The following is an 18,742-nucleotide window of genomic DNA, read 5'->3' on the forward strand; positions in this document are numbered from 1 at the left end:
TTAATTTACCGCCTGATTGTTATCAAAGCGGAACACTTCTTCGCATGCTTGTTGGAGGGAACCACCGTTGGTTGCTGCACAAGTTCGTGACCAACCTTCCACACCTTCCGCATCACTCCAGCGAGGAGTTAGCGAAACGGTGAGCCCGTTCAGACTTTCTTGTCCTGTAAGTGTGATAACGCCTTGTTCAATGCTCATACCGCTCACGTAGCGCGTGGTTTTCGGCGAGGGAATACCATTGCTGCCCGCATCGCATTCACTGATTCCCCCTCGTTCAATTGCACAAAGCTCTACCGCGGTGCGATAAGGGACAAAGGTTTGCAACATGTCGGTGAGCGCAGCTTTGCGTAAGTAACCCTGATACGCAGGAATACCAATGGCGCTAAGAATCGCAATAATGCCGATGACGACCATCAGCTCAATAAGTGTGAATCCTTGTTGTTTGTTCATGTGCCGCTCCTGATTGAGATGGCGGCACTTTGCTCCGTTTAAATCCCTCAGGCGAGGGCGATTTCAGGTATCAGGAAGCAGGGTTCCAGGGGGGTTAACAGGTTTGCAGGAAGTCACAAAGAAAATGCGAGCAGTGACGAAAGAAGAAGAAAAAGGCAGAGGTTTTTTTACGTACTCTGCCTGACAGGAATTAGCGGAAACGCATGGAGAGATCGAGTGCGCGGATATGCTTGGTCAGCGCGCCAACCGAGATAAAGTCGACGCCAGTTTCGGCAAATTTGCGGATAGTTTCTTTGGTGACGTTACCGGAAACTTCCAGCTGCGCTTTACCTTGAGTGATTGCAACAGCCTGGCGCATATCCTGAACGGTGAAGTTATCGAGCATGATAATGTCCGCTCCGGCGTGCAGCGCTTGTTCCAGCTCCTCCAGCGATTCAACCTCGACTTCCACAGGAACATCCGGATGGAACCAGAAAGCCTTTTCTACTGCCTGACGGATAGAGCCGGAAGAGATGATGTGGTTTTCTTTAATCAGGAATGCATCCGATAGCCCGAGACGGTGGTTGCTTCCGCCACCGCACAATACGGCGTATTTCAGTGCAGTACGCAGACCTGGCAGGGTTTTTCGGGTATCAAGCAATTGCGTTTGGGTTCCTGCCAGCAAGTCGACATAAGTGCGTACTTCGCTGGCAACGCCCGAGAGTGTTTGCACGAAATTCAACGCAGTACGCTCGCCGGTTAACAGCACGCGTGACGGGCCGGTCAATTCGAATAGTGGCTGATCGGCAGTCACTGTCTGGCCATCTTCCACGTGCCAGACAACTTTTACGTCGCCTCCTAACTGAGTAAAGACCTCTTCAACCCAGCGCTTACCACAGAAAACGCCATCTTCACGGGTAATTACCACGGCATGAGAACGATGTTCAGCATCCAGCAATTGCGCGGTTATATCGTTATTGGGGTCAACATCACCACCGAGATCTTCGCGCAGAGCCTGGGAAACGGCTTCCGGAATATCAAGGTTAATACGTTCGAGAAGCTCGTCACGTCGGCGGTCAGGGTTGTAACGGCGAGGTGGCATGATAAAACTCCGAAATGGCTTAGTTAATGTCGAAACATGCTACATTGATGCGACCTCAAGTACCACTCTAAGGAGACCGCGAATGCAGCTAAAAAACGGCTGGCTGGTGGGTGTAAAGCACGTTCCTTCCCCACATTTCGATTGCCGACCGGAGGATGAAACACCTTCGCTGCTGGTGGTGCATAACATCAGTCTGCCACCAGGTGAATTTGGTGGGCCATGGATTGATGCGTTGTTTACTGGAACACTGGACGCTGAAGCTCATCCGTACTTCGCGGGTATCGCGCATCTGCGAGTTTCAGCGCATTGTCTTATTCGCCGTGATGGTGAAATCGTGCAGTATATTCCTTTTGATAAGCGAGCCTGGCATGCTGGTGTTTCTTTGTACCAGGGACGCGAGCGCTGCAACGATTTTTCCATTGGTATTGAGCTGGAGGGCACCGATACGCTGCCCTATACTGATAAACAATATCAACAGCTTACTGCGATTACTGATACCCTGGTTCACGCCTGGCCGGTAATTGCTGATCATATGACGGGACATTGTGATATTGCGCCGGAGCGTAAAACTGACCCTGGTCCTGCATTTGACTGGGCGCGTTTTCGCCATTCGGTCGAGGTAACGTCAAATAAGGAGATGAAATGACGCTGTTTACATTGCTGCTGGTGATGATTTGGGAGCGGCTGTTCAAGCTCGGCGAACACTGGCAGTTAGATCACCGTCTGGAAGCGCTTTTTCGGCGGGTAAAACACTTTTCGTTGATGCGCACAATCCTGATGACCGCTGTATGTATGCTGGTGGTTTTCCTGTGTATCCGTGCGCTTCAAGGTCTGTTCTTTAATGTCCCGCTATTAGTTTTCTGGATTGCGCTTGGCGTGTTGTGCATTGGCGCAGGCCAGGTACGTCTGCATTACCATGCTTATTTGCAGGCAGCGAGTCATGACGACAGCCACGCGCGCGACGCGATGGCGAGCGAACTGACGCTTATTCACGGGATCCCACCAGATTGCGACGAACGTGAATATCTGAAGGAACTGCAAAACGCGCTGCTGTGGATTAACTTCCGTTTTTATCTGGCTCCGCTTTTCTGGTTTATTGTAGGCGGTGTGTGGGGGCCGGTCACGCTTACGGGCTATGCTTTCTTACGCGCGTGGCAAACCTGGCTTGCTCGACACCATTCCCCGCAAGAACGTTTGCACTCAGGGATTGATGCCATTTTGCATATTCTGGACTGGATCCCGGTACGCCTGTTTGGGGTTGCGTATGCGTTACTTGGCCACGGTGAAAGAGCGTTGCCCGCGTGGTTTGCTTCCCTGGCGGACAGGCATACCTCGCAATATCAGGTATTAACCCAGCTGGCTCAGTATTCACTCGCGCGCGAACCGCATCTCGATAAAATCAAAACGCCGAAAGCAGCAGTTTCGATGGCGAAGAAAACATCAATGGTGATTTTGGTGGTGGTGGCCTTGCTGACGATTTACGGCACTCTGGTTTAATGCTCTTTATTTAAAGGGATTCCCGGCAAGTGTTACGCCACCGGGTTTCTCAAACTTAAACCTCGATAGTAAAGTGCGAATAAAAACCCACGCCAGGTTGTGCAACCGCCTGGCGTGAAGCGGCGAAAATCCCCACTTTTGCGCCAACCCATTTACCTTTTCCGGCAGCAAAATAAGGCGTGACGCTTTGCCAGTCAGTGCCATTTTCGCTAAAACGGAAATGACAAATTCCGCCAGGTTTTACATCCACCTTTAGCCAAAGTGGCGTGTTTTGCGGCCAGTTGGTAATATCACGTTGTTGCTGATGAAGTACGCCGGTATCGCTCATCCAGGCGGAGATAAAAGTAATTTTGCGCTTTCCTTCACACTGCTCAAGCGCCAGCGCCGCGTAGCGTTCGCCGTAAATTATCAGGCCACTGAGTTCACCCGGTTGAACGAACGCCGATTCTAGTCTGGTGGTTGCGCAGAACTCACGTGCAGGAAATTTTTGCAGTAGCAGATTTGGCTGAGCGTACAACGCCTGCACGCCCTGGTATTCCGGCATTATCTGGCAGGTTAGTGCCAGCATATTTGTGGCGGATTGTAGCCATTTTTGCTGAGGATGAGCCTGCCATTGCCACTGTAGTCCTGGAATTCCATCAGTAAAATCATCACTGGTTTGTGGCTGTTCAACGCCTTGTTGCTTTGTTGCAATCGACGGGAGTGGATGTTCGATGACGGGCTGCCAGGTTCCATGCAGCGTGTGTTTTTCACCGATAGTTGGCCAGCCATCATTCTGCCAGCGCATGGGTTGTAAATGTACAATGCGTCCGTAGAGGTCAGCATCCTGAAAATGCACAAACCAACATTCTCCGCTTTCAAGTTCAACAAAGCCGCCCTGGTGCGGGCCATTAACATGAGTTTCCCCCTGTTGTAATACTATTTGCGTTTCCCATGGGCCTTGTAGGTTTCGCGCGCGTAGTACGCACTGCCAACCCGTTTCTACGCCACCTGCGGGAGCAAAGATGTAATACCAGCCGTTGCGTTTATAGAACTTTGGCCCCTCAAGCGTGGGCAGATCCAGTGCGCCATCATAGACAATTTGCTCATCGCCTATCAGTGAACGGCCATCCGGTGACATCTCAATAAGTTGCAATTGATGTTTTTTCCCGGAGCGACTGTGGGCAAAAGCATGAACCAGCCAGGCTCGCCCGTCTTCGTCCCAAAGCGGGCAGGGATCAATCCAACCTTTCGCGGCTTTCACGCAGTGTGGGGCGCTCCATTCTCCATGGGGATCTTCCGTAAACGACATGAAAATGCCTTCATCAGGAGTGCTGAAAAATACCCAGAACTTACCATCGTGATAGCGAACCGACGGTGCCCAGACGCCTTTTCCCGGTTGCACGGTGTCGTAAGTATTGTTATCAAAGCGAGAAAATACGTGGTTGATAATTTTCCAGTTTACTAAGTCTTTCGAATGCAGAATGGGAAGCGCGGGAAAATGGTTAAAGCTCGATGAAACCATATAAAAATCATCGCCTGCGCGCACAATATCTGGGTCTGAATAATCTGCATGGAGAATTGGGTTTTTGTAATATCCAGGGCGAGTTGTGATATTAACCATGATTATTTGCACCTGTGGAAATTAAAGCGGGTGTAACTTCTGGGGTGTTTATTTCTTCGGCTTGTTCACGATGAGCGAGATCACGCTGAATTTGACTCATCATTTTATCATCGAGAGTATAGAAGCGGCTTAGCCAGTAAAGAATGAAATAGGAAATAGACGGGCCGATGGTTAATAAACCAATAATACCATTGGTAGCAAGCATTGTTTGCGTTGGGTTACCCGCCTGATATCCAAACCATCCGAGGGAGAAACCGACAAATGCCCCAGCAACAGCCATGCCCATTTTTAATGCAAATAGGTTTCCGGAGAACGATAACCCTGTAATTCGTCGGCCAAACTTCCATTCGCCGTAATCAGCCGCGTTAGCCATCATGTTCCATTTGAATGGTTGATACATCTGATGGAAGAATCCCACCAGGAAATAAAGTGGGAAAACGACGGCAAGCCAGGTTGGTGGAACAAAGAACATCACCACACCGATAACAACCAGCAATAAGTTAATATTTTTAAATAATGATACAGCACGATAGCGTTGTGCCAAATAACCTGCGGCGATGCTGCCGATAATAGTGCCAACCACACTTGTGGAAACAAATGCGGATTTCATCGCAGTTCCAGCAGCACTTTCGATGCCACCGAGCATCAGGTAAGTAGCGTAGTACAATGTTGCTGCACTGCGCATTACGCCTGCCATACTTGAGAAAAAGGTGATCACTGCCACGATACGCCACTGGTCATTCGCCAGTAAAATTCGCAGGTCATCCATCATACTACTGTTGGTTTCAACTTTTGGGCGAACACGTTCAGAGGTGCTAAAGAAGCAGAAAAATAGCATGATGACGGCGAGTGTTCCCATAATCGCCATGGTCGCCTGAAAGCCGAATTGTTTATTTTCTTTACCCAGCCAGTCGACTAAAAATAATGTTGCGATAGAAACAACTAATCCGGCGAGTGACGAAATAGTGAAGCGATAAGATTGGGCTGATAAACGATCTTTTTCATCGGTGGTAATCACGCCACCCAGTGCACAATACGGAATGTTAATAAAGGTGTAGCAAAGCATTAATAACGTATAGGTAATATAAGCATAAAGCAGCTTTCCTGATTCACCAAAATTTGGTGTGGTGAAGGTTAATACCGCCAGCACCGCATAAGGTATCGCAAACCAAATTAACCATGGTCGGAAATGCCCCCAGCGTGTTCTCACCCGGTCAGCAACTAATCCGGTAAGTGGGTCGGTAATTGCATCAAGCACGCGGGTAACCAGGAACATTATTCCCACTGCGGCAGCGGATAGCCCGTAAATATCAGTATAGAAATACGTTAAAAACATGGTGACTGAGGAATAAACTATTCCACAGGCAGCGTCGCCCATACCGAAGCCAATTTTTTCGGCAACGGAGAGTTTCCTTGCTGTACTCATTTTATTTCTCCAGCATTGAGTGTGTTATTTATTCACTCTATGGACTGGTGGTTTATTACGCTATTGTGATATTTGCTCCGGGAGTTATGTTTTTTACTGATTGAGAAAGTTGTCACATAACAAGAATAAATTGGTCTAACAGAAATTACTCCAATTTTGGTTACTTCAAACCAAAAAATCCCTTCCGTTTGGAAGGGACTGATAAAGATTTTAGCGGTTGTCTGCAGGCGGTATGCCAAATACCGGCATACCATTTTCATCCCACTCGATTGTTTTCAGGCGTGTATGACGATTCGGGTCATACAGGGGATCGCCTTCAATTTCGGTGTAATTCCGGGCGTGATACACCAGCACATCTTTCCCATCTTTGGTTTTGGTAAAGCTGTTATGGCCTGGGCCAAATTGCTTGTTTTCATAACTGGTAGTAAAGACAGGTTGTGATGATTTATGCCAGTTTGCTGGGTCGGTTGGGTCAGCTTTCAGGTTTATCCACAGCAATCCAATACAGTAATTTTCGTCGGTGGCGCTGGCTGAATAGCTGACGAAAAGTTTATCGCCGTGAACCACCACTGCCGGACCTTCATTAACCAGAAAGCCTCTGCATTCCCAGTCCAGCTCGGGCTTACTCAACATCACCGGCGTGCCTTTGATAGCCCACGGCGTTTCCAGTTCGGCCAGATAGATATTCGAGTTACCGGCAATGTCAGGGTCTTTCTGCGCCCATAAATACCACTGCTTGCCTTGATGATTAAAGGTGGTGGCATCAAGACAGAAGCTGTCGAACTGCGTTTTGACCTGACCTTTTTCAACCCATTTCCCGGTGATCGGGTCTGCATCTGCACACTCCAGCGCAAACATGCGGTGCTGGAACATATTTAACTTATCCAGCTCTTGCGTATGGGTCGCGGCAAAATAGATGTACCACTTGCCGTTGATATGATGCAGTTCCGGCGCCCAAATCAGTTTACTCATGGGGCCGCTTTCTGGCTTGCGCCACACCACGGAGGGTTGCGCATTGGGCAACTCATTCAATGTTGGCGCGTAACGAATCTCAAGCCTGTCATACTCCGGCACTGACGCAATAAAGTAGTAACCATCGCCATGTTGCAAAATAAACGGATCAGCACGCTGTTCAATAAAGGGATTAGGCCATTGCTCCTGGTTCATAACGCTTCCTTAAAGTTTGGCTTCAACAGGTTTGCTGTCGTGATATTCATTCAATTCGCGGTAGTTGATGCGACGCTTTTCAAGGTCTGCCTGAATACGTTGCATCATTTCACGGTCAACTTTTAACAGACGCACGACGCCTGCGGTAATCAGGTATCCAACGCCTGGGATGATGGTAAACAACATCACAATACCGTTGATTGATTCAGGGCTTTGCTGTTTAGCTCCGGCATCGTAGCCGTACCATGAAAGCAGGAAGCCAACCATTGCGCCAGCAATCGCCAGCCCTAATTTGAGGAAGAACAAGTTACCGGAGAAGCTGATACCGGTGATGCGTTTACCTGTTTTCCACTCGCCATAGTCATCTACGTCAGCCATCAGCGACCAGTGCAGCGGCGATGGGATTTGGTGCAGGATGTTGAGCAGGAAGTACATCACCACAATCAGCGTGGTGGCATGCGGGTCGAGGAAGTAGAACCCGCTGGAGAAAATCGCCAGGACGATGTTGGTCCAGAAGAACACTTTCAGTTTGCAGATGCGGTCGGTCAGCACTTTCGCCAGCATACTGCCGCCCATCATGCCGACTACGCCGAGGCTGATAAACAAGGTGGCGAAGCTGGTGCTTTGCCCCATGACCCAGGTGACGTAGTACATGGTTGCCGCCATACGGATAAAACCAGGGCAGACGTTGCACAGCGTCAGAAGCAGGATGCGCACCCACTGATCGTTTTTCCACACATCTTTCAGATCAGCTTTCAGATCGTCATTGCTTGGTACTGCCGGGCGAACACGCTCTCTGACGGTTGAGAAGCAGAACAGGAACATACACATGCCCAGTACCGCCAGAACGCCCATTGCCATCTGATAACCTTTGGCTTTGTCGCCGCCGCCAAACCAGTCAACCATCGGCAACAGGGAAAGCGAAAGAATCAGCGTCGCAATGCCAACCATCACAAAGCGATACGACTGGCAGGCCACGCGTTCTTTTGGATCGTTGGTAATCACGCTTCCCAGAGAGCAATAGGGAATGTTGATTGCGGTATAGGTTAATGAGAGCAGGAAGTAAGTGACGAAGGCATAGATAACTTTGCTGCTATAAGCCCAGTCAGGTGTGGTAAACATCAGGTAACTGAAGAAGGCAAAGGGTGCCGCCATCCATAATATCCATGGACGAAAACGCCCCCATCGGGTCTGAGTTCTGTCCGCAATGGCGCCCATAATAGGGTCGGTTATCGCATCAATCACCCTGATGGAAAGTAGCATAACCCCCACTAGCGCTGGGGCGAGTCCAAAAATATCGGTATAAAAATAGTTAACAAACAACATAATGGCGCCAAAGATGATGTTGCATCCGGCGTCACCCATCCCGTAGCCAATCTTTTCTTTAATTGATAATTTGCCGCTTTCCATTGGAAATGCTCCTGACCAGTATATGGACAAGAGTATTGAGCTGTTTGAGATTAATTGCGTGTCTGTAATTCGTTGCAGGGATGGACAATTCTGTCATTGTCGAAGAAGTGTGAAGCAGTTAACTAATTTGTTGAATGAATTTGTAGGTCGGATGTCGCCACGCTAATCCGACCTACGTTACGCGCCTGAGTTTTTACGCTTTTACGCTTTTACGCTTTTACGCTTTTCAGGTTCTTCTGTTTGATGAAGTATCCAATGCCGAGGATCACAACCCAAACCGGAATCAGCCATACGGAGATGGCCATGCCTGGGGTGATTGCCATAATAACCAGCACTGCTGCCATAAACAGCAGGCAGAGGTAGTTACCCATCGGGTAGAACAGCGCTGGGAAGCGAGTCTTCACACCTTGTTGCTGTTTTGCACGACGGAACTTGATGTGCGCAAGGCTAATCATCGCCCAGTTAATCACCAGGGCAGAGACCACCAGTGCCATCAGCAAACCAAAGGCTTCTGCTGGTGCAAGGTAGTTAATCAAGACACACAACGCGGTGAAGAGGGCAGATACCATAATGGTATTAACCGGCACGCCACGTTTATCGACTTTCTGAAGTGCTTTCGGTGCATTGCCTTGCTGAGCCAGACCAAACAGCATACGGCTGTTGCAGTAAACACAGCTGTTATAAACGGACAGTGCGGCGGTCAGTACGACCACGTTGAGCGCGTTTGCGACAAAAGTATCACCCAGTTCATGGAAGATAAGTACGAACGGGCTGGTATCCGCGGTAACGCGAGTCCACGGCATCAGAGACAGCAGAACGGCCAGGGAGCCCACATAGAAAATCAGAATACGGTAGATAACCTGATTGGTCGCTTTAGGAATACTGACCTGCGGGTTGTCGGCTTCGGCAGCAGTAATGCCCACCAGTTCCAGCCCACCGAAGGAGAACATGATAATTGCCATCATCATCACAAGCCCGGTCCAGCCATGTGGCAAGAACCCGCCTTGTTCCCAAAGGTTACGCACGGTCGCTTGTGGGCCAGCATGGCCGCCAAACAGCAACCAGGCACCAAACACAATCATGGCAACAACAGCGATGACTTTAATGATGGCGAACCAAAACTCCATCTCACCAAACACTTTTACGTTAGTCAGGTTAATGGCGTTGATCACGACAAAGAAGACAGCAGCAGAAGCCCAGGTTGGGATTTCCGGATACCAGAATTGAATGTATTTACCGACGGCGGTCAATTCTGCCATGGCAACTAATACATACAGCACCCAGTAGTTCCAGCCAGAAGCGAAACCGGCGAAACCACCCCAATATTTGTAAGCAAAGTGGCTAAATGAACCTGCCACAGGCTCTTCAACGACCATTTCGCCTAACTGGCGCATGATCAAGAAGGCAATAAAGCCTGCAATCGCGTAACCAAGAATTATCCCTGGTCCGGCGGACTGGATAACAGACGCACTGCCAAGAAACAGGCCTGTCCCAATTGCTCCACCCAGCGCGATGAGCTGTATATGGCGGTTTTTAAGGCCGCGTTTAAGCGTGTCGCCTTGTTCCATCGTTTAACCTCATGTGGTCATATTCAGGGCGCTGAACGCGCCTCTGTAAGTTTGTGATTCCGTAATGTGTAGTCTTTATTTTACGGTTTTCAATTCCAGTATTTTGCAAACCAGACTTCCGCAGCGCAAAGAATAGTGGTAAGCGCCAGTGTTTGCACCTGCTTTCTATTCCTGTCGTGACGAGTTGAATAAAAAGAAATCAATCGTCAGATCGATCACGTTATTTATTTCGCATGTTATTTCTTCAATTTAAGCGAGATCGTTGAATTAATATTCATATTTTAAACTGATGAATCGGTTCAATTTGCAAGAAAAGGCACTTTTGGCTGTTTCGTAAAAGTTAAATGCGTCTGCATGTGAGTAAATGTGACATTTGTGCAAGGTTACAACTTTGAAACGTCATTTCTGTAATGTTGTTAAAATGTGCCGGGTTTAATGATTTCAATCAAAACCAATATGGACAGAAGGTGAATACTTTGTTACTTTAGCGTCAAGAATGTGAAATTGGTCATACCAATTGACTTTGCCCGAATAATTTCAAGTTTGAAGGGCATAAGCGCTAATGGCAGAAACAGGGAACACATGGCCTACAGCAAAATCCGCCAACCAAAATTATCCGATGTGATTGAGCAGCAGTTGGAGTTTCTAATCCTCGAGGGAACCTTGCGTCCCGGCGAAAAACTCCCACCAGAACGCGAATTGGCGAAACAATTCGACGTTTCTCGTCCTTCACTGCGCGAGGCCATTCAGCGTCTCGAAGCGAAAGGACTCCTGCTTCGTCGTCAGGGCGGCGGTACTTTTGTCCAGAACAGTCTTTGGCAAAGTTTAAGCGACCCGCTGGTCGAACTGCTGTCTGACCATCCTGAATCCCAGTTTGATCTGCTCGAAACCCGCCACGCACTTGAAGGTATCGCGGCGTATTACGCGGCATTGCGTGGTACGGACGAAGATCTCAAACGTATTGGCGACTGCCATTTTGCTATTCAACAAGCGCAAGAATCTGGTGACCTGGACGCTGAGTCCGATGCGGTTATGCAGTATCAAATCGCCGTGACGGAAGCCGCCCACAACGTTGTGCTACTACACTTGTTGCGCTGCATGTCACCGATGCTCGAACAAAACGTTCGTCAGAATTTTGAATTGCTCTATGCGCGCCGTGAAATGCTGGCGCAAGTGAGCAGCCATCGCGCCAGCATTTTTGCGGCGATTATGGCTCGTCAGCCGGAGCAGGCGCGCGAAGCGTCGCACCGTCACCTGGCATTTATCGAAGAAATATTGCTGGATCGCAGCCGCGAACAGAGTCGTCGAGAACGTTCTCTGCGGCGCTTACAGCAACGTAAGGAATAAGAGTCTGAAATTTCAGGTTCTCAAAAGCGCCAATTTTTAGAGCGCGGCAACTAAACGCAGAACCTGTCTTATTGTGTTTTTCCAAGGAAAGCACAATGGGACAGGTTCCAGATAATCAACGTATTAGACACAGATAAGGAATACCACCCATGTCAGAACGTTTCCCAAATGACGTGGATCCGATCGAAACTCGCGACTGGCAACAGGCGATCGAATCGGTCATCCGTGAAGAAGGTGTTGAGCGCGCACAGTACCTGATTGATCAGTTACTGAGCGAAGCCCGTAAAGGTGGAGTTAAAATCGCAGCAGGTTCTGCAGCCCGCCAGTACGTAAACTCCATCGCCGTTGAAGATGAACCGGAATACCCGGGGAATCTGGAGCTGGAACGCCGTATTCGTTCTGCTATCCGTTGGAACGCCATCATGACCGTCCTGCGTGCGTCTAAAAAAGACCTCGATCTGGGCGGCCATATGTCCTCTTTCCAGTCTTCTGCAACCGTGTATGACGTGTGTTTCAACCACTTCTTCCGCGCACGCAATGCGAAAGATGGCGGCGATCTGGTGTACTTCCAGGGCCACATCTCCCCAGGCGTTTACGCACGTGCTTTCCTTGAAGGCCGCCTGACTGAAGACCAGATGAACAATTTCCGTCAGGAAGTTCACGGTAATGGTCTGTCCTCTTATCCGCACCCGAAATTGATGCCTGAATTCTGGCAGTTCCCGACCGTATCTATGGGTCTGGGTCCAATCGGTGCAATCTATCAGGCTAAATTCCAGAAATACCTGGAACACCGTGGCCTGAAAGACACCTCCGCACAGCGTGTTTACGCGTTCCTGGGCGACGGTGAAATGGATGAGCCAGAATCTAAAGGTGCGATCACTATCGCTACCCGTGAAAAACTGGACAACCTGTGCTTCATCATCAACTGTAACTTGCAGCGTCTTGATGGCCCAGTAACCGGTAACGGCAAAATCATTAACGAACTGGAAGGTATCTTCGCGGGTGCTGGCTGGAACGTGATTAAAGTGATTTGGGGCTCTCGTTGGGACGAACTGCTGCGTAAAGATACCAGCGGCAAACTGTTGCAACTGATGGGCGAAACCGTTGACGGTGACTACCAGACCTTCAAATCCAAAAACGGTGCATACGTTCGCGAGCACTTCTTCGGTCGTTATCCAGAAACTGCTGCACTGGTTAAAGATATGTCCGACGATGAGATTTGGGCACTGAACCGTGGCGGCCACGATCCGAAGAAAATCTACGCTGCACTGCGAAATGCACAAGAAACCAAAGGCAAAGCAACTGTAATCCTTGCTCATACCGTTAAAGGTTATGGCATGGGTGAAACTGCCGAAGGTAAAAACATCGCGCACCAGGTTAAGAAAATGAACATGGACGGCGTGCGTTATGTCCGCGACCGTTTCAATGTGCCTGTTGCTGATGCTGATATCGAAAAACTGCCATACATTAAGTTCGAAGAAGGCAGCGAAGAGTACAAATATCTGCATGGTCAGCGCGAAAAACTGAACGGCTACTTGCCGACTCGTCTGCCTAAATTCACCGAGAAACTGGAACTGCCTACCCTGGCTGACTTCAGCTCTCTGTTAGATGAGCAGAACAAAGAAATCTCCACCACTATCGCTTTCGTTCGTGCCCTGAACGTCATGCTGAAGAACCCGTCTATCAAAGACCGTTTGGTTCCAATCATTGCCGATGAAGCGCGTACTTTCGGTATGGAAGGTCTGTTCCGTCAGATTGGTATTTACAGCCCGAACGGCCAGCAGTACACCCCGCAGGACCGTGAGCAGGTTGCTTACTATAAAGAAGACGAGAAAGGCCAGATCCTGCAAGAAGGTATCAACGAGCTGGGCGCAGGTTCTTCCTGGCTGGCTGCTGCGACCTCTTACAGCACCAACGATCTGCCAATGATCCCGTTCTACATCTACTACTCCATGTTCGGTTTCCAGCGTATCGGCGACCTGTGCTGGGCAGCGGGTGACCAACAGGCGCGTGGCTTCCTGGTCGGCGGGACTTCCGGTCGTACGACTCTGAACGGCGAAGGTCTGCAGCATGAAGATGGCCACAGCCATATTCAGTCTCTGACTATCCCTAACTGTATCTCTTATGATCCAGCTTACGCTTACGAAGTTGCAGTCATCATGCATGACGGCCTGGTGCGTATGTACGGTGAAGCGCAAGAGAACATTTACTACTACATCACTACGCTGAACGAAAACTACCACATGCCAGCCATGCCAGAAGGCGCGGAAGAAGGCATCCGTAAAGGTATCTACAAACTGGAAACAGTTGAAGGTAGCAAAGGTAAAGTTCAGCTGATGGGCTCCGGTTCTATCCTGCGTCACGTTCGTGAAGCAGCACAGATCCTGGCTAAAGATTACGGCGTTGGCTCTGATGTATTCAGCGTAACTTCCTTCACTGAACTGGCGCGTGATGGTCAGGATTGTGAGCGCTGGAACATGTTGCACCCAACGGCAGAACCACGTGTACCGTACGTTGCTCAGATTCTGAGTGATGCACCAGCAGTGGCATCTACTGACTATATGAAACTGTTCGCTGAGCAGATCCGTAACTTCATCCCAGCAAGCGATTACCGCGTACTGGGTACTGATGGCTTCGGTCGTTCAGACAGCCGCGAAAACCTGCGTCACCACTTCGAAGTGGACGCATCATATGTGGTTGTTGCGGCACTTGGCGAACTGGCTAAACGTGGCGAAATCGATAAGAAAGTGGTGGCAGACGCTATCACCAAATTCAACATCGATGCAGATAAAGTCAACCCGCGTCTGGCATAAGAGGTAAAGAATAAAATGGCTATCGAAATCAAGGTACCGGACATCGGTGCAGACGAAGTTGAAGTGACCGAAATCATGGTGAAAGTGGGCGACAAGGTTGAAGTTGACCAGTCCATCATCTCCGTGGAAGGTGACAAGGCTTCAATGGAAGTCCCTTCTCCGCAAGCAGGCGTGGTCAAAGAGATCAAAGTTGCGGTTGGTGACAAAGTTGAAACCGGCAAACTGGTTATGATTTTCGAATCCGCCGAAGGTGCAGCGCAAGCTGCACCAGCTCCGGCTGAAGAGAAGAAAGAAGCAGCGCCAGCGGCCGCTCCGGCAGCAGCTGCGGCTAAAGAAGTGAACGTGCCAGACATCGGCGGTGACGAAGTAGAAGTTACCGAGATCATGGTTAAAGTTGGCGACAAAGTAGAAGCAGAGCAATCTCTTATCACCGTTGAAGGTGACAAAGCTTCTATGGAAGTTCCGGCACCGTTCGCAGGCGTTGTAAAAGAAATCAAAATCAACACTGGCGACAAAGTGTCTACCGGTTCTCTGATTATGGTCTTCGAAGTAGCGGGTGCTGCACCTGCTGCTACAGAAACTAAAGCTGAAGCGGCTCCGGCTCCGGCTGCTGCACCTGCGGCTTCTGGCTCAAAAGAAGTTAACGTGCCAGACATCGGCGGTGACGAAGTTGAAGTGACTGAAGTGATGGTTAAAGTGGGCGACAAAGTTGCTGCTGAACAATCACTGATCACCGTAGAAGGCGACAAAGCTTCTATGGAAGTCCCGGCGCCGTTCGCAGGCGTTGTAAAAGAAATCAAAATCAACACTGGCGACAAAGTGTCTACCGGTTCTCTGATTATGGTCTTTGAAGTGGAAGGCGCCGCACCAGCAGCTCCTGCCGCTAAGCAAGAAGCAGCAGCTCCGGCTCCTGCGGCAGCAGCTCAGAAACCAACTGCGGCGCCAGCTGCGGCTTCCGGCAAAACTGAATTCGCTGAAAACGACGCATACGTTCACGCCACCCCACTGATTCGCCGTCTGGCGCGTGAGTTCGGTGTGAACCTGGCGAAAGTGAAAGGGACTGGCCGTAAAGGTCGTATCCTGCGCGAAGACGTTCAGACTTACGTGAAAGATGCTGTTAAGCGTGCAGAAACTGCACCAGCTGCGGCAACGGGCGGCGGTCTGCCTGGCATGCTGCCATGGCCGAAAGTTGACTTCAGCAAGTTTGGTGAAATCGAAGAAGTTGAACTGGGCCGTATCCAGAAAATCTCTGGTGCGAACCTGAGCCGTAACTGGGTGATGATCCCGCACGTTACGCACTTCGACAAAACGGATATCACCGATCTGGAAGCGTTCCGTAAACAGCAGAACGACGAAGCTGCCAAGCGCAAGCTGGACGTGAAGTTCACTCCTGTAGTGTTCATCATGAAAGCGGTAGCTGCTGCTCTTGAGCAAATGCCTCGCTTCAACAGCTCCCTGTCCGAAGACGGCCAGAAGCTAACGCTGAAGAAATACATCAACATCGGTGTGGCGGTTGATACGCCAAACGGTCTGGTTGTTCCGGTCTTCAAAGATGTGAACAAGAAGAGCATCTCTGAGCTGTCCCGTGAACTGATGGCTATTTCTAAGAAAGCTCGCGATGGCAAGCTGACTGCTGGCGAAATGCAGGGCGGTTGCTTCACTATCTCAAGCCTCGGCGGTATCGGGACGACTCACTTCGCGCCAATCGTTAATGCGCCGGAAGTGGCCATCCTGGGTGTCTCCAAGTCCGCTATCGAGCCGGTCTGGAATGGTAAAGAGTTCACTCCGCGTCTGATGATGCCGATGTCTCTTTCCTTCGACCACCGCGTGATTGACGGTGCTGATGGTGCGCGCTTTATCACCATCATCAACAACACGCTGGCCGATATTCGCCGCCTGGTGATGTAAGCCAAAAAGCCGACCCTTCGGTCGGCTTTTTTCTGGTAATCTCGTGATGTAGTTCGAGATTATCTGATGCAAAGGACAATTCGCTTGCCGTTTTTGTTTCAAAATTGTTAACAATTTTGTAGACTGCAGGCGGAGAATAATAAAGAGGTCATGATGAGTACTGAAATCAAAACTCAGGTCGTCGTACTTGGGGCAGGCCCGGCAGGTTACTCTGCTGCTTTCCGTTGCGCTGATTTAGGTCTGGAGACCGTCATTGTAGAACGTTACAGCACCCTCGGCGGTGTTTGTCTGAACGTTGGCTGTATCCCTTCTAAAGCCCTGCTGCATGTTGCTAAAGTTATCGAAGAAGCAAAAGCTTTGGCTGAGCACGGCATTGTTTTCGGCGAACCGAAAACTGACATCGACAAAATCCGTACCTGGAAAGAAAAGGTTATCAACCAGTTGACTGGTGGCCTGTCTGGTATGGCGAAAGGTCGTAAAGTTAAAGTGGTGAATGGCCTGGGCAAATTTACCGGCGCTAACACCCTGGTTGTTGAAGGTGAAAATGGTCCAACGACTATCACTTTCGACAACGCAATTATCGCGGCGGGTTCTCGTCCGATTCAGCTGCCATTCATTCCGCATGAAGATCCACGCGTATGGGATTCTACCGACGCACTGGAACTGAAATCTGTACCAAAACGCATGCTGGTTATGGGTGGCGGTATCATCGGTCTGGAAATGGGTACTGTGTACCATGCGCTGGGTTCAGAGATTGACGTGGTTGAAATGTTCGACCAGGTTATCCCGGCTGCCGACAAAGACGTTGTTAAAGTCTTCACCAAACGTATCAGCAAGCAATTCAACCTGATGCTGGAAACCAAAGTGACTGCCGTTGAAGCCAAAGAAGATGGCATCTACGTCACCATGGAAGGCAAAAAAGCCCCAGCTGAACCACAGCGTTACGACGCGGTTCTGGTGGCAATCGGCCGCGTACCTAACGGTAAGCTGCTGGATGCAGGCGCTGCTGGTGTTGAAGTTGACGACCGTGGTTTCATCCGTACTGACAAGCAAATGCGCACTAACGTGCCGCACATCTACGCTATCGGCGATATCGTCGGCCAGCCAATGCTTGCTCACAAAGGTGTTCACGAAGGCCACGTTGCTGCAGAAGTTATCGCCGGCATGAAGCACTACTTCGACCCGAAAGTGATTCCTTCAATCGCGTACACTGAACCAGAAGTTGCATGGGTTGGTTTGACCGAGAAAGAAGCGAAAGAAAAAGGCATCAGCTACGAAACCGCCACCTTCCCGTGGGCTGCTTCTGGCCGTGCTATCGCTTCCGATTGCGCAGACGGTATGACCAAACTGATTTTCGACAAAGAAACTCACCGTGTTATCGGTGGTGCGATTGTCGGGACTAACGGCGGCGAGCTGTTGGGTGAAATCGGTCTGGCTATCGAAATGGGTTGTGACGCTGAAGACATCGCGCTTACCATCCACGCGCACCCGACTCTGCACGAGTCTGTAGGTCTGGCTGCTGAGATCTTTGAAGGTAGCATCACCGACCTGCCAAACCCGAAAGCGAAAAAGAAGTAATCGCCTGATGGTAAAAAAACCCGCCGAGGCGGGTTTTTTATTGGGTTACTGTTGCTCTTCCTGCCAGCTTTTATCCGGATTGAATTCTTTTATTTCCTGCACTTTCTCAGCCGTCTCTTCCCCAAAATCTTTTTGATAAACCACGCCCTGGTTATTCACCATAAAGGTTGTGACGCCAGTTTCCCCATATTCAACAGGCCAGGCGATCAACGCAAAACCCTCAACCATTTTCCCGTCGCTAATATAGTTCTTAGCACCACCCGGAGCGTCAGCCCCCTGAGCGGTCAGGATCCGGAAATGGTAGCCGTGGTAGCCCATGCCCGGTTGTACCGGGCTGAAACTTGGGCCGAGAGGGCTTGGCGCTTCGCCTGGCACTGCGGGCCAGTACAACCCATCTTTCTTGCCTTCGGTGCTGACAAACTTCTGAGCGTACTGCTGGTCTAGCTGATAATAATCCTGCTGCGCCGCAACGTAGGCTTGCACTGCCTGAATGGCAGAAAGTTCGTTCAGACCGATAGTGCGGGTAAGAATTTCATCTGCCGCTCGCTGCATGTCGAAATGCCAGCCCTCCTGTGTTTTCACCATCGGAATCGGCAACTGCCAGTTTTCTTGTCCGACATTCAAATGCGCGGTTTCACCTTGTTCCTCAATGTTGTGGCTGACTTTCCAGTCACGAACAAAACGGGCGACGGCTTCAGGATCGGCTTTTTCATCGGGCAGATATTGCCGCCAGTTATCACCCAGCACTTCCGTCAGCGCCGCTTCATCCTGGCTTATCACTGCCGTGGCAAATGACTGGGCCGCTAACTCAGGTGTGTTGAATAACTGCTGTGCCTGAACGAAAGCAGGCAGCATAAGCATTACTAATGCACTTAACTTCATACGATTTTTCAT

14 protein-coding genes are annotated in these 18,742 nt (G+C 49.9%); 6 read left to right on the top strand and 8 right to left on the bottom strand.

All coding sequences use genetic code 11. The features are described 5' to 3' along the window. Both ppdD and nadC read right to left on the bottom strand, forming a co-directional pair. On the bottom strand, positions 1–450 hold the full coding sequence (gene ppdD, locus M2371_RS19310) for a prepilin peptidase-dependent pilin (protein ID WP_034493393.1): 450 nt from the start codon (positions 448–450) through the stop codon (positions 1–3). Between the two features lie 190 nt (positions 451–640). Continuing rightward, a complete protein-coding gene (nadC, locus tag M2371_RS19315; protein WP_034493395.1) occupies positions 641–1,531 on the bottom strand; it encodes a carboxylating nicotinate-nucleotide diphosphorylase in 891 nt (296 codons plus the stop codon). An 82-nt stretch (positions 1,532–1,613) separates the two neighbouring features. Between nadC and ampD the strand changes: the two genes are divergently transcribed. Next, positions 1,614–2,177, top strand: a complete 564-nt coding sequence (ampD, locus tag M2371_RS19320; protein ID WP_259268482.1) for a 1,6-anhydro-N-acetylmuramyl-L-alanine amidase AmpD — start codon at positions 1,614–1,616, stop codon at positions 2,175–2,177. Continuing rightward, complete coding sequence (gene ampE, locus M2371_RS19325; RefSeq protein WP_172895527.1) at positions 2,174–3,028, top strand: beta-lactamase regulator AmpE; 855 nt, start codon at positions 2,174–2,176, stop codon at positions 3,026–3,028. Before ampD ends, ampE begins: the two co-directional genes overlap by 4 nt. 55 nt (positions 3,029–3,083) lie before the next feature. Here the strand turns inward: ampE and M2371_RS19330 are convergent, their stop codons facing one another. From M2371_RS19330 to aroP, 5 genes are all read right to left on the bottom strand, one after another. Further along, positions 3,084–4,631, bottom strand: coding sequence for a glycoside hydrolase 43 family protein (locus M2371_RS19330; RefSeq protein ID WP_259268483.1), 1,548 nt, complete (start codon positions 4,629–4,631; stop codon positions 3,084–3,086). Next, on the bottom strand, positions 4,624–6,057 hold the full coding sequence (locus tag M2371_RS19335) for a glycoside-pentoside-hexuronide (GPH):cation symporter (protein ID WP_259268484.1): 1,434 nt from the start codon (positions 6,055–6,057) through the stop codon (positions 4,624–4,626). Before M2371_RS19335 ends, M2371_RS19330 begins: the two co-directional genes overlap by 8 nt. Before the next feature lie 210 nt (positions 6,058–6,267). Next, positions 6,268–7,224 carry a family 43 glycosylhydrolase gene (locus tag M2371_RS19340; RefSeq protein WP_259268485.1) on the bottom strand — a complete coding sequence of 319 codons (957 nt, stop codon included), beginning with the start codon at positions 7,222–7,224 and terminating at the stop codon, positions 6,268–6,270. A gap of 9 nt (positions 7,225–7,233) precedes the next feature. Then, positions 7,234–8,634 carry a glycoside-pentoside-hexuronide (GPH):cation symporter gene (locus M2371_RS19345; RefSeq protein WP_172895523.1) on the bottom strand — a complete coding sequence of 467 codons (1,401 nt, stop codon included), beginning with the start codon at positions 8,632–8,634 and terminating at the stop codon, positions 7,234–7,236. 209 nt (positions 8,635–8,843) lie between these two features. Next, positions 8,844–10,202, bottom strand: coding sequence for an aromatic amino acid transporter AroP (gene aroP / locus M2371_RS19350; RefSeq protein WP_172895522.1), 1,359 nt, complete (start codon positions 10,200–10,202; stop codon positions 8,844–8,846). A 582-nt stretch (positions 10,203–10,784) separates the two neighbouring features. On the opposite strand from aroP, the gene pdhR reads away from it, so the two are divergent. The 4 genes from pdhR to lpdA all read left to right on the top strand — a co-directional run bounded on the left by pdhR (position 10,785) and on the right by lpdA (position 17,848). Then, the gene (gene pdhR / locus M2371_RS19355) at positions 10,785–11,549 is read left to right on the top strand and encodes a pyruvate dehydrogenase complex transcriptional repressor PdhR (RefSeq protein WP_034493407.1); all 765 of its coding nucleotides are present in this window, start codon (positions 10,785–10,787) and stop codon (positions 11,547–11,549) included. Positions 11,550–11,698: 149 nt separating this feature from the next. Then, positions 11,699–14,362, top strand: a complete 2,664-nt coding sequence (gene aceE / locus M2371_RS19360; protein WP_172895521.1) for a pyruvate dehydrogenase (acetyl-transferring), homodimeric type — start codon at positions 11,699–11,701, stop codon at positions 14,360–14,362. A gap of 15 nt (positions 14,363–14,377) precedes the next feature. Beyond that, complete coding sequence (gene aceF, locus M2371_RS19365; protein WP_259268486.1) at positions 14,378–16,270, top strand: pyruvate dehydrogenase complex dihydrolipoyllysine-residue acetyltransferase; 1,893 nt, start codon at positions 14,378–14,380, stop codon at positions 16,268–16,270. 153 nt (positions 16,271–16,423) lie between these two features. Then, the gene (gene lpdA, locus M2371_RS19370) at positions 16,424–17,848 is read left to right on the top strand and encodes a dihydrolipoyl dehydrogenase (RefSeq protein ID WP_167455953.1); all 1,425 of its coding nucleotides are present in this window, start codon (positions 16,424–16,426) and stop codon (positions 17,846–17,848) included. 45 nt (positions 17,849–17,893) lie between these two features. On the opposite strand, the gene M2371_RS19375 is transcribed toward lpdA, so the two are convergent. Continuing rightward, the gene (locus M2371_RS19375; protein WP_259268487.1) at positions 17,894–18,742 is read right to left on the bottom strand and encodes a DUF2950 domain-containing protein; all 849 of its coding nucleotides are present in this window, start codon (positions 18,740–18,742) and stop codon (positions 17,894–17,896) included.

Source organism: Buttiauxella sp. BIGb0471 (assembly GCF_024807715.1).
Classification (GTDB): domain Bacteria; phylum Pseudomonadota; class Gammaproteobacteria; order Enterobacterales; family Enterobacteriaceae; genus Buttiauxella; species Buttiauxella agrestis.